Source organism: Anaerolineae bacterium (genome assembly GCA_013178165.1).
Taxonomy (GTDB): Bacteria; Chloroflexota; Anaerolineae; order Aggregatilineales; family Ch27; genus Ch27.
In genome coordinates this window covers 33,310-45,788 of the sequence record JABLXG010000001.1, presented here as the reverse complement: position 1 = coordinate 45,788, position 12,479 = coordinate 33,310, and the positions used below count along the sequence as shown (strand labels likewise).

At 60.6% G+C, this 12,479-nt stretch carries 12 protein-coding genes and 1 tRNA gene; 5 read left to right on the top strand and 8 right to left on the bottom strand.

Going from position 1 to position 12,479, the window contains the following annotated elements; all coding sequences use genetic code 11:
* Positions 1–32: 32 nt before the first annotated feature.
* The 5 genes from HPY64_00185 to HPY64_00165 form a co-directional block, all read right to left on the bottom strand.
* Positions 33–395: a histidine triad nucleotide-binding protein gene (locus HPY64_00185; protein ID NPV65541.1), complete on the bottom strand. Its 363-nt coding sequence runs from the start codon at positions 393–395 to the stop codon at positions 33–35.
* A 5-nt stretch (positions 396–400) separates the two neighbouring features.
* Complete coding sequence (locus HPY64_00180; protein NPV65540.1) at positions 401–1,192, bottom strand: hypothetical protein; 792 nt, start codon at positions 1,190–1,192, stop codon at positions 401–403.
* A gap of 117 nt (positions 1,193–1,309) precedes the next feature.
* Positions 1,310–1,753, bottom strand: a complete 444-nt coding sequence (locus HPY64_00175) for a hypothetical protein (GenBank protein NPV65539.1) — start codon at positions 1,751–1,753, stop codon at positions 1,310–1,312.
* Positions 1,754–1,758: 5 nt separating this feature from the next.
* Positions 1,759–3,021 carry a tetratricopeptide repeat protein gene (locus HPY64_00170; protein ID NPV65538.1) on the bottom strand — a complete coding sequence of 421 codons (1,263 nt, stop codon included), beginning with the start codon at positions 3,019–3,021 and terminating at the stop codon, positions 1,759–1,761.
* A gap of 42 nt (positions 3,022–3,063) precedes the next feature.
* Entirely contained in the window at positions 3,064–3,726 is a 663-nt protein-coding gene (locus tag HPY64_00165) for a hypothetical protein (GenBank protein ID NPV65537.1), read from the bottom strand.
* Between the two features lie 180 nt (positions 3,727–3,906).
* Here HPY64_00165 and HPY64_00160 point away from each other — a divergent pair.
* From HPY64_00160 to HPY64_00140, 5 genes are all read left to right on the top strand, one after another.
* Positions 3,907–3,979: transfer RNA gene (locus tag HPY64_00160), tRNA-Phe, on the top strand.
* 200 nt (positions 3,980–4,179) lie between these two features.
* Positions 4,180–5,394 carry a LysM peptidoglycan-binding domain-containing protein gene (locus HPY64_00155; protein ID NPV65536.1) on the top strand — a complete coding sequence of 405 codons (1,215 nt, stop codon included), beginning with the start codon at positions 4,180–4,182 and terminating at the stop codon, positions 5,392–5,394.
* A gap of 124 nt (positions 5,395–5,518) precedes the next feature.
* Entirely contained in the window at positions 5,519–7,003 is a 1,485-nt protein-coding gene (locus tag HPY64_00150) for a hypothetical protein (GenBank protein NPV65535.1), read from the top strand.
* A 10-nt stretch (positions 7,004–7,013) separates the two neighbouring features.
* On the top strand, positions 7,014–7,688 hold the full coding sequence (locus HPY64_00145) for a sigma-70 family RNA polymerase sigma factor (protein NPV65534.1): 675 nt from the start codon (positions 7,014–7,016) through the stop codon (positions 7,686–7,688).
* Complete coding sequence (locus HPY64_00140; GenBank protein ID NPV65533.1) at positions 7,681–8,574, top strand: LysM peptidoglycan-binding domain-containing protein; 894 nt, start codon at positions 7,681–7,683, stop codon at positions 8,572–8,574. The genes HPY64_00145 and HPY64_00140 overlap by 8 nt, the downstream gene beginning before the upstream one ends.
* An 88-nt stretch (positions 8,575–8,662) precedes the next feature.
* On the opposite strand, the gene HPY64_00135 is transcribed toward HPY64_00140, so the two are convergent.
* The 3 genes from HPY64_00135 to HPY64_00125 form a co-directional block, all read right to left on the bottom strand.
* On the bottom strand, positions 8,663–9,958 hold the full coding sequence (locus HPY64_00135; protein ID NPV65532.1) for an SH3 domain-containing protein: 1,296 nt from the start codon (positions 9,956–9,958) through the stop codon (positions 8,663–8,665).
* Positions 9,959–10,199: 241 nt separating this feature from the next.
* Complete coding sequence (locus HPY64_00130) at positions 10,200–11,867, bottom strand: ATP-binding protein (GenBank protein NPV65531.1); 1,668 nt, start codon at positions 11,865–11,867, stop codon at positions 10,200–10,202.
* Positions 11,864–12,469 (bottom strand): hypothetical protein, encoded by a 606-nt coding sequence (locus tag HPY64_00125; GenBank protein NPV65530.1) that lies wholly within the window; start codon positions 12,467–12,469, stop codon positions 11,864–11,866. The genes HPY64_00130 and HPY64_00125 overlap by 4 nt, the downstream gene beginning before the upstream one ends.
* Between the last annotated feature and the right edge of the window lie 10 nt (positions 12,470–12,479).

The window sequence follows — 12,479 nt, the reverse complement described above, 5'->3', positions numbered from 1 at the left end:
CAGATAATTCATAGCCGGTGTCTGCGCCAGCCCTATCCGGGCGGCCAGGACATCCTCCGACCACCCAGCACATGCAGATGCATGTGAAAAACTGACTGCCCGCCATCCCGGCCTGTGTTCATCACCAGCCGGTACCCCGATCCAGCAATACCCTTCCGCTCAGCCACCAGCCGGGCCACCAGGAACAACTCACCGATCAGCGGCGCTGTTGTCTCATCCAGAGCAGAGGGATCGCTGATATGCGCCCGTGGAATGACCAAGACGTGCACCGGCGCTACAGGATGGATATCCTCAAAAGCCAGGACAGTCTCGCTCTCGAAGAGGCGGGTAGCCGGAAGCCTGCCATCAGCAATCTGGCAGAAGGGACATTCGTGATGCACTAATGTTGACTCCATGATGGTCATGCACCAGCCGGCAGCTCCTCACAGCGAAATGGCACAGCGGGCGTTTCATACGGACCGCACACCAGCAGGTTGTCAAAGTGAATGCGGATTCCCGGTTCCCCAAAACTCCGTGCGCCCAGACCGATCCGCCCCTGGGCAAAAGAACCATCCACCAGCTGACTCACGACCGCATCAGCAGACCAGGAAACCTGACCGCCTTCTTCAGCAGCGGGCACCTGGCACTCACCGGGTGCCAGCGGGTTCCAGATAGTTAGACACAGCGGCACCTGCACATCGTTGATAAAGAACGTGAAGGTATCGCCCTGGCCGATCACCCGGATGTGGTTGATAGCCTGCCCCTGCCGGATAGCGTCGGAAGGCGCCCAATCGCTCAGCTCCTCGTCCACGCCATCCCGGCGGCGAATCACCTGATAATAGCCATCGCCACTGATCATGAAGGCATAGAAGTTGTTGTTGTCCTGATGGCGGAACAGAACCCCAAAGCCGGGGGCTTCAATATCCTCCGGCCCGGCTACCTGCCTGGCCTGCACCGTCAAATCGAAATCGCCGAACATCTCGTCCAGCACCGTGAACGCACCTGCCTGAGCAGCGTCCACCGCAATCTGGAGCGTGGCGTTACCCTCCTGGCTCACTACCTGCGCCGCCAGTTCGCCCTCATAGAGCTGCCAATCCTCATTGTAGGCATCGAAAGTTGTCACGTATAGCAATTGGCCCGCCCGTGGCACCGGGATCGCCCCCGTGCAGGCAGTCAGAATAACGCCCAGCGCCAGTATCAGACCCTTGCGCACCAGCCAACTCCTTTACCGCGTCGGCATCTTCGCCCTCCGGCTGCACCAACACCAGATCGCCGGAGCTGCCCAACGCCGGGGATTCTAGCACGTTGCCGGGCATCGCCCCACCCCGCATCACGGCGTTTGCACCACTGAAAACCGGATGTCACCGGCGTGCTGACCGTTTAACAGCAGTTCCACGCTGTATTCGCCCACCGGCCACCCAGCGTCAGCACGGCGCAGTTCGAAGCCTATCACGTAGACCGTTTCTTCCCCGCCCAGCGCTTGCTCCTGCTGCGTGATCGCCGCCCCCTTATACGACCACTTCGCTGCAACTACACTGTTGGGCGGTGCATCCTCAATGCGTACCGATAGGTAAAATGGTTCTCCGGGTGGGAACATACCTGTTGGCTCCACGGGGTTATAGCGCGCATCCAGAGCGCGGGCCATCGTGGCCTGCAAACGCGTTGCAGCGGGTGCGTCTGGCGGTGCTGCCAGCAGCAGCATCACCGCTATACCCAGGATCACCACAGCTACACACCCAATCCCGCCACGAATCCACAGCTGTTGTCGTGTCATGAGACTCAAGAACCTATCGTTGCCAGAACACGCCGGGCCAGACGATCCCAACCCTGCGGCTCAGGATGCCCGATCAGGCGTGCAAGCGTCTCTACCGCCAGAGCGTCCTGCCCTTGCAGCTGGTAGAGCAGGCCCTGATAGTACAGCGCCCGCGGGCAGTCCGGCTGCAAGCTCATCGCTGTCTGCAAAGCCGCCTCTCCTGTGGTCACCTGGCCCGCCTGAACCAGCGCCCAGCCGTAGGCCGCCTGAAGATCGGCATTCTCTGGCTGACGGGCTACAGCTTCCGCCAGCACTGTCAGCCCGTTGCCGGTCAGATTGTATGCCTCCTCAGCGTAAAAGAATGCCAGGTTGGTGAGGAATTGTGGCTGCCCGGCCCCCAGTTGCGCGGCCCGCGCCAGCCAGTATTCCGCTGAAGCCAGGTCCCCCAGCAGGCGATAGGCCGTCCCGAGTTCGGCGGCAATGGCCGGGTCATCAGGCGCCGTCCCCTGCGCCGCGGCCAGCGCTTCAAGCGATCGCTCATGATCGCCCTGCGCTCGCCAGGCCAGCCCCTGCAACAGCAAGACCACCGCATCACCGGGTGCGTAGGCAAGCGCCCTGGCAAAAGCATCCGTGGCGTTCTTCCCCTGCTGGGCGCGCGCCAGCCCCAGGTATGCCCAACCAACGGCGTAATCCGGCGTCATGGCGATAGCCGTGACGAAAGCCTGTTCCGCCTGAGGCCAGTGCCCCTGCGCTGCCAGCGCCATACCGATCCGGGCCACCTGATCAGCGGGTGTATCTGAAGCAGCCTCTGTAACAGCCGCCTGCAGAAAAGCAGCGCGCGCGCCCAGCGCGGAATCACCGAGGGTGTAACGCAAATGCTCATAGGCCTGCCGCGCATCATAGGGCAGGAGCAAGACCGCCAGACGGTAACGGGCGGAGGCGTCTTCCGGCGCCCAACGAATCACGGCTTCCAGCGCCTGGCGTGCCAGCATCCAGCGCTGACTCCGCCACGCACGATCGGCAACCTGACGCCACAGGGCAGGATCATCGCTTTCCGCCGCCGCTACGTACAGATGGGCTACTGCTGCAGCGTCGTTGCTGGCAGCAGCGTACGCCCCGGCCAGTGCCCCGTGCTGCCGGGCGTCCCAACCGTCAGACCTGCTGACCGTCAGGTCAAAGATGAAGGTAGCCGGGCTGCCGTCACGGGGGGCAGGCTGCATCGGTTGAGGCATCAGCACACTGCCAGTCAGCCCGGTCACCGCAAGCACCATTACCAGCGTCAACAGCATTGGGCGGATTCTCTGCCTGAACTTCCCTGACATGTCGCGCTATCACCCGGTCTTCAGGCTGTTGGTCATGCTCTCGGCCCCTTCCGGCTCGATCCAGGCATGGCTGTTCCTGGCTTCTGAGCATCCCTCCACGCGGTTCCCTGCCCTGCCGGGTTGCCGGCGCGATCGCCGGTTGCCCAGCATGCCGGCAGCGGTGCGCTCCAGCTCATCAACGGTCACCGGTTTGCGCAAACAGGCAGACTGTTCGGTAGGGATTCTGTGCTGGCTGTCAACCACGGTATCGGGTGCAGCGAGCAGGATCAGCGGCCAGCGCGGTGCAGACAAGCGCGAGCGAATCGCCTGCACCATCTTCCAGCCATCTGGCTGGAGATCGACATCCACGAGAACAAGGTCAAAGCACCGCGTGCTGACCGCCTGCAACGCCCGATCGGCCTGCGGTTCCTGCAACACCTGCAGGTGGAGCCGGTCCAGTGCCTCGGCGATCATCTTCGCCAGGTCGAGTTGAGCAACAACGGCAAGCGCCATTCGGGGCTGCCGATCCAGTTCCAGAGATTCGGCGTCTGGCAGTGGCTGCGGGCTTTCCTCCGGCGCGCTCCAATCACCTGACTCGGCGGCGAAGGTGCTGGCCTTTGCGGAACCAGCAGCGGACTCTCCCTGCACGCAACGGGGCGTACCATCGCTTCCCCAGCCAGACCAGACTATCACCGCTTGCCTCACAGCTTACGCACTGGCCGGGGCAGAATAGAACAGGATGACAATGGCAGCCAGCACGGCCTCATTATAGCATACCGGCCAAGGCTTCCTGCCTGACCTGGTACACACCGGAAAACAGGCTAATTCACGATTGACATCCTGAAGGGAATCGCTAAAATACAGGCATCTCAAGCCGAGGTAGCTCAGTTGGTAGAGCACTTGACTGAAAATCAAGGGGTCCCCAGTTCAAGTCTGGGCCTCGGCACAGAGGGCCGGTGCTACCGCAGCAGCCGGCCCTCGTGATTCCCCCTGCATTCCAACAAACGGGTTTGTTCCCCTGCCTGCCAGCAGGACTAAAGTCCCACCGTTTTTCTGCGCAACCTTTTCCTATTTTTTAAGTCGGTATTATCGGAAATAGTGACTATGCCATCACACTTGTCTTGGAGAACCTTACAGGAGGTCCACATGGTTTCCACTTTCTTCCGCCGTCTGGTACCTGTTCTGGGAGTGCTGCTGATCGCATTCCTCGGCGTACAGGGGGCTTATGCTCAGAATGACGAGCGTGCCAACAGCATCGAGATTCTGGGCACAGTAGAGGCAATGACCCTGTACACGATTACCGTCAACGGTTTGATTGTCGACACCAGTATAGCCGAGATTTCAACCCCTCTGGCGCTCAATCAGGCAGTCCATGTCGAGGGCATTCTCCTGCCTGATAGCATCATTCAGGCCCGTCAGGTACATGCCGCACCAGCAGGGCTTCTGCAGCCAGGCGAACTTGAGCTAGTTGGAACCCTCGAATCGCTGGCACAGAGTCAAGCCGTGATCAATGGCTTGGCGGTAAGCCTGGCTGGCGCTGAGATCAAGAATGGTATTACCGTCGGCAGACTGGTCAGGTTGCACGCTTTTATACAGGCAGGCCAGGGCTGGGTCGCCCGTGAAATTGAGCCTTATCTCCCTGCGAGTGAAGACAGTCCGACCTCCGGTAGCAGCGGCTCACAGTCACAGGAAGACAGTCCTGAGCTTCTGCAGGGCAGGCAGTTCAAGATCGTTGGCACCCTTGAAGACATCGGTGATGGTTTTGTGGTTGTCGGCGGTCAGACGATCGACATTCGTACTGCTGAAGTGGACGATATCCTCATGATCGGGACGCTCGTCAAACTTGAGTTGACCCTTCGCGATGGCCAGCTGATAGCCCGTGAAATCGAGCGGGCGCGCAGCCTCTTTAACGACAACGAGGGTAGCAGCCCGGACAACAGCAATGACAATAACAATGACAACAGCAGCAATCGCAACACGAACTCAAACACCAGCGCGTCAGGTAGTTGCGTCGTGACTCAGCCCGCCGGCTGGACAACCTACACCATCCGCCGTGGCGATACGCTCTCCGCAATTGCCAGAGGTGCTGGTAGCACAATAAGTGAGTTGGTTGCCGCCAACTGCATCACCAATACGCGTCTCATCCGGGTCGGTCAGCAGCTCTTTGTCCCCCGCCAGCCAACCGGGAACCTCACGAATGACAACAATGACAACCGGGATAACGACAACTGGAACGATAACAATGATGACAACAACAATGATGACAACACGAGTTCGAACGACAACCAGGGCGACGATCACAACAACAATCGCAATGAGAACGACAATGACGACCACTCCGACAACGCCGATGACGACTAAGCACAGTTAATGTCACTGGTGGGTGGAGGGGAATAGTTCCCTTCCACCCACCCTGTCCTGTTCCGCCGGAGATTTGGACCACGCACCCATGCTGCAGGCTCGATCGCTCCCTCAACGCTTAGCCGTGACCATGCAGGGTACCCTGTTCTTCCTGCTCTGCTTTGCTCTGTCTGCCGCCCTGCTGCTGGCTACACTGGGCTTCCCTGGCACGGATGATTACTACCACGCCCGGATTTCAGGGGAGATCATCACCCAACGCCGTCTGGCTCTGGATTTCGTCTGGCTGCCACAGACTATCCTCAGTCCCGACCGATTCGTGGATCACCACCTGCTCTATCATCTGTTTCTGGCGCCCTGGGTCGCGCTGGGCGGCATGACCGGCGCCAAAGTAGCTCAAGCCCTGATCGTGGCGGGAACGTTCACAGCCGGCTGGGCGCTGTTGCGTGACATCGGGACACGCCACGCGGCGCTATGGGCCTTTGCGTTGTTCGGGTTGTCGGTCCCTTTCCTGCACCGGCTGTTGATGATCCGCACGCAGGGCGCATCTCTGTTGCTGCTGATCCTGGGGCTGCACGTGATTTTCCGGCGGCGTTACCAATGGCTGCTGGTTATCGCCTTTGCCTACACCTGGCTGTACGACGGCTTCATCCTGCTCATGGCATTTGCCGCGTTAGCCGTCCTGGCCGATTGGGTTGCCGACCGCCACTGGGATGCCCGCCCGGTGGTCTATACCGTAGCCGGCATCGGGCTGGGACTTGTGATTAACCCCTATTTCCCGCGTAACATCGTCTTCATTGCAGAACATCTTGGCGCCAAAGTAGCCTTTGAAACGGGCATCCGTGTGGGCAACGAGTGGTATCCCTACCAGACCGCCACGTTACTGGAGAACTCGGCGGGGGCCTTGCTGGCGCTGGTTCTGGGGCTGTTGCGGCCAAGCTTCGGCGGGCGGCGCGACCGTGTGGAAACAACCCTGTTGTTCGTGGCCCTGTTAGCCCTGGCGATGCTCTTCCGTTCGCGGCGGTTCATCGAGTACTATCCGGCATTTGCCCTGTTGTTTGCAGCAGCCAGCTGGGGAAGGGGCAGCGTCGCTCTGCGCGACTGGCTGCCTGACCTGACGGTGGTTCTCCGCTTAGCAGGCGGCATAGCACTGGCTGGCGCAGCGCTGGCGATCAGCATGACTGTGGCTGCTGTGCACCGGTCACTGGAGGATGTCCGCGACCCGGCGACCCATGCGGGCGCGGCGGCGTGGCTGGCCGAGCACTCTTCACCCGGAGCGCTGATCTTCCAGACCGACTGGGATGATTTCACCCACCTTTTCTACCACAATACCCACAACACCTACTTGGTCGGTCTGGATCCAACCTACCTTGAGCGTGCCAATCGACAGCTCTGGGACTCCTGGGTGGCAATCACCCGTGGCCAGGTTGAGCAGCCATCTACCGCGATCCACCTGGAATTCGGCGCAGCTTATGTCGTCAGTGACACCGACCACCATGATTTTGCGGCTCGAGCCGAAACGGATCCGGGCCTGAGGCTGGTCTACCGAGATGCCTACAGCTATGTCTGGGAAGTACTTCCGGCAGGCATTGTCGGTAGCATGCAACCATGAGCATCGGGCCATGCTGTCAGTAGTGAATCCCGGTAGCGCCCACCCCCAAGGCAGATTACACTGGGGAAACGCCGAGTCATTCGCGGCGACAACCGCCCCGGATCAGAACGCCATGATCATGCTCGTGCTACCCGACCTTCCAACTGAAGACAGGCTCCTGGCGCTAGCATGCCATGGTGACAGAGATGCCATCACCGAAATCTACGATCGCTACTTCGAAGCGATCTTCCAGTTCATCAGAATGCGCGTTGAGGATGACACGCTGGCAGAGGATTTGTCTGCCGAGGTGTTTCTGAAGCTCATCGCCGCTCTGCAGGGCGGCAACGCTCCCCGGCACAGTCTGCGCGGGTGGCTATTTCGGGTTGCCCGCAATGTTCTGTATGACCACTACGGGCGTGAGAGGCAGCTGGCGATAACCGCGCTTGAGGAATGGATCCCGGCCCAGCCAGACAGCGATCCAGAAGCCCGCTTCTTCGCCAGCGCTGACAGCCAGCAAATTCACCGGGCACTGCAGGCGCTACCCACTGATCAGCAGGAAGTCCTGATCTTACGCTTCGGCCAGATGCTCAGTCTTGAGGATACTGCTGCTGTGATGGGCCGCAGCATCAGCGCCATCAAATCGCTGCAGTTCCGCGCCGCCAGCAATCTGCGCGCTGCGCTGATGGCCCAGGAACGGGATGACTAGCGTGAACGAAGCCGATTTTCTCAACGCCCTGGATGACTGCATCAGCCTGCTAAATGCGGGCTATACGCTGGAGGAATGCCTGCGTCGCCACCCACAGCATGCGGAGCAACTGCGCCCGCTGCTGGCTGCGGGCTTGCTGGTCAGGCAAAGCCGGGCTTCCACACAGGCGACTCTGGCCGCACGTGAGCGTGTACGTCCCCGGGTCGAGCGTGCACTGCGCCAGGTAGACCGGAAGCGTCCGACCTGGCAGCGCTATCCCGCCCTGGCCATGGTTGCCAGCCTGCTGCTGGTCTTCGCAATCATCCTCTCCAGCAGGATCACCACACTCCAGCCAGGTTTTCAGGAGACAACGCTCACATCTGTACCATCCAGCACCCCGCTGATTCCCACAGCAACCGTAACGCCCAATCCAACCCACACGCCCACGGTCCCGCCCTCGCCAACAGTAACAGCCTCGCCCAGCCCAACGCCATCTCCAACACCGACCGCCACAGTCACAGCCAGCCCAACCATCGCTGCCCACGCTACAACTGCGGTGTGCGCAACACTGCAGCCCGATGGCTGGATCAGCTATACGATCCAGCCCGGCGATACACTGTCAGGGCTGGCGACCCGGAGCGGCGCTACGGTGCAGCGTCTGATGGAGGTCAACTGCCTGTCTGATGCCCGGCTGATCATCACCGGACAGACGATCTCCCTCCCGGCACGGGTGCAGACCACCCTAACGGGAGTCGCCCCTGCCCCGACGCATATCGGGCCTGCCAGCCCGCCGGCAGGCAACAGTTCGGGACAAGAAACAAACAGCAACGATAACGAGGACAACCCTGACAACGACAATGACACTGATGATGACAATACGAACGACAACGACAGTGCGGATGACTGAACGCTAACTTCACCCGCTGTACTGGAAAGTGCCGTCGGGCGGGGTAAAACAAAAGACCGGCACCCTGCGCGGATGCCGGTCTTCAGCTTCAGTTCTTCTTGCCCTGTCCCGGCGGCACACCCCCCTGACCCGGCGGCGTCGATCCCCAGCCCGGCGGCAGTACACCCTCCAGACCAGGGGGCGCTTCTGGCGCATCACCGCTGGCATCCCCCACCGTCGTTAATTCTTCCACACCCTGCTCTGTGTACAGACTGGCGAATGTCACTGTCTGCCCATTCCTGACCAGACTCCGCCAGCGCGCCAACAAAGCGGTGATCTCGCCGGCGGTCAGCGCCGGGCTGATTTCCACCTCATGACGCAACAGGCTGATCGGCAGCGCCATCAGGTTCTCCTGCACATACGGCTCCGGCTCTGTTGGGGTACTGCTAGCCGCCAGATTGCTGGCCATCGGAATCCTGACCTGCGTACCGGCAAAGACCGGCTGGCGTCCCCCGTTTGCCTCCACAACTGCCCAGCCGTCCAGCACACCAACAGTCATCTGGCCACCTGGCTGGGCCTGGAAGTAAGCCGTCGCGTTCATCTGGATGCTGACCTCGTTGACTAGCAGTGTGACTTCGGCCACACCTTCCGGTGTCTGGATCAGCAGTCCACTCTGCGGGCTTTCCTGGCACACCGAGTCATCGACCCCGCTGCGGAAGTAGAACGCCTGCATCGGCCCGTAGTATGGCGACCAGGCTTCCATAACCTGCAGCGTCTCAATGTCACCATCCAGCGACAGAACCGGGGCATAGACCCAGCCAACCCGCCCCGTATCCGGGATCAGCACCCGCAGCCACGAATTATCGGCCAGCCGTCCTTTGGCCTCGATCACTGCGCCGGGGGCCAGCGTGGCAATCACACCGGCGTTGGTTGTTGGCCCCAGGCGCACGTTGACATACTGGCGGGTAGTGACCGTGGCCAGCAATGTCGGCACGGCCTCGACCGCGTTGGTAACTTCAACATCGCCAAACAGAACATAGGTAACTTCCTGCGGAGCCGTATATTGCAGGTAGGCTTGCAGATTGAGCAGGGCAACTCCCCACGTACCGATCTCCAGATCCATTGGACTGAGCCGGATGGCCTGCAGCGCGTGAACATCGGCGATATCGCCTTCCTGGTTGAAGTCCAGCGCCGTTACATCCGGTCGTGGCGTGGCGTCCACCAGCATATGCCCGTAGCAGGCGCGGTTGGTGCCCATCGCCTGGCACAGCATGTCCGCCATGGAAAGCGCGATCTGGACGATCTGGGGGCAGGAAGACTCCGGCGACTGTGAATACACCGGGCCGGGTAGCAGTAGAGGAACCAGCCAAATCAGGAGGAGAAATACACGTTTCGCATAAGGCATCGCTCATCTTCCCCAAAGAAACTCTCTATTGGTCTGACAGTAAACACGAACCTTGCTTTCATCTTTACTGTACCACGTTCCTACATAATCTGTAAACGCCTGCTGCAAACAAAATCGACAGGCAACGCAAGGAACAGCACACAGGGCCGCCCTCCGGTAACGTCGATGACCGGTCAGCAGCCCTGCCGGAACATCCAGCGGAATCGTCTGTTGGCCCTGCCCACGCCGGCAGAAAGCGGCGTTACGACTTGTAGAGACGGTTGCGCCGTCCTGTCGGCTGTAACAGCGCACTATCCTGTTCCCGCTGACGAGCCAGTGCGCTATCGGCGTAGGCCACCCACGCCCGCGGCGCATCCTCTTCAGCACCGCCATGACGGGTATACCGTGGTCGGATCTGGCACAACACAGGCGTATTAACCGCCGCCCCGGAGATGATTGCCTGCCCTTTAGTCAGCGACGGCAGTTCCGCCAGCAAGTCCCGACCAACGCTTTCCACACTCTCCCGTACACGGGCCTGGTCGATCGGATTGACGATCCGCAGCAGGATTTGCGTGTTACATTGGGAAAGGACGTCCGAATCCAGCTTGCCGGGCCGCTGGCTGATCAGCCCCACGCCGACGCCGAACTTGCGCCCCTCCGCCAGAATCTTCTTCAAGATGCCGGTCGTGACAATATCGACACCGGCGGGGGCGTAATTGTGCGCCTCTTCAATCAGGATGAAGACGGGATACGGCAGATAGTAGTCGCTGTCCGGCCCTACCTCGCTGTTCTTGGTGCGCATCCGCGCCGTGAAGATGCGCCGCAGCAGTGCAGCGACGATCACCTGTTGTTCCCGGCTGTCGATCTGGTTGAGTTGCATCACCGAGCAGCGCCCCGGTCGGAACAATTCCTCCAGCGAAGTCTGCTCCTGATCGTCAAAGATCTGGCCCTTGCCTGTCTTGATCGTGCTTTCCAGTCGCCACCGGAGCGCCTGGATAGTCCCTTTATCGAAGTTATCTTCAGCATCCTCATCGATGCGATCCAGCACCCCCAGCAACTCAGCACGAGTCCAGCGGTCTTCCGTATTGAAACGCTGACGACTCAAATTCTGTGCTTGCCGGTAGGCGCGGCCCAGCATGTAGTCCATACGATCAGTGACACTGGGCAACAAATAACGCAGATCACCCCGCTCCAGCGTCCCCACCCGGATCTTCACGTCGCCTGGCGCATAGATCCGCGCTTCCGGGCGGTAACTGTCCCGGCAAAGCTGTTTGGCGTTGGGCAGTTCGGCCAGCGTGTTGTACTCACCGTGTGGGTCGATAACCAGGATCGCGGCCCGGTTGTTGGCCCGGATCATCTCTTCGATCAGGACGCTGGCCGTGTAGCTCTTGCCCGCCCCGGTACTGGCGATGATCGCCAGGTGTGTACTGACCACAGCGCCAACATCGATCGCCACCGGCACATCGCCCCGCGGGCGGCTGAGTAACCAGCCAATCGTCGCCGCGCCGATCTCATCCGGTTTGCAGCGGCTGAGCACATCCGACAGATAAGTGTTTTCGGCCAGCGCGATCGGCGTCCCCACGCGGGGTGGCACGCGGGGATTGACGAAATCTTTTAACTGGCGGTCATAATAGCCAATCACCTCTGCCGTGATCTCAAAGAGTTCACTGCTCCGGCCCTGGTAACCCACCATCGCGGCAATCCGGTTAGGGTCCACCTGCGGATCGCCGGAAAACGCATTGGGGTACAGGCGCACTGGTCGGCGCTCTGTAATCCGGGAAAGCACCAGTTCTTCCTGGCCGCCACCCAGGGACACGGGGTAGGTGATGAACTCGCCAACTTTGAGTTTCTGCTCGTCATCCGGCGAGACAAACAGGAAGCTGTGGGGCGTCGGCCCCGGCCCTTTGGCCCGACCCAGTGGCTGGTTCATTGCATTCCTCCCAGCGGCCCGATTTGCGTCCGCCACAACAGGTCATCGCTCAACACCGCCAGTTCGGTTGCACACTCTGGCAACAGGCGCCCCAGCTTCCTCAACACAATCAGGCCAAGGTGCAGAGCCAGCGGATGATCCATGTGTGCCAGCAACGGCAGGTAGTCCAGATGCAACGAGCCATCATAGGCATGAAAGGCGCGGATTTCGTCGTCCGTCATCTGGATGACCTGCGCATCGCTGTTGGCCGCCAGCAATGGCACACCCTGAAACACGTCCCCATTTGCTTTGACCCGCCCAATAGCGGTGATGCCTACCAGCACTGCCCGCTCATTCAGGTAATCCGGCGTGAACATGGCCAGCTCAGTTTCCGGTGACAGCCGCGGCCCCAGGCGTCCAAAGTCAGGGTTGAGCAGCACGGTGTCATAAATCAGGCCCACCAGTGCGCCGGCCTTCCCGGCCTCCAGTTCAATCCGGACGAAGGTGCCCAGCGCGTAGTTCTCCACACCCGGCGCGGGGTCAAACTCGTTGCGCCCGTAGACCTGACAGATGTAATCGGTATGCGAGTTCGACTTGACAATCTTCCCCAACGATACGCTCACTATCACCCTC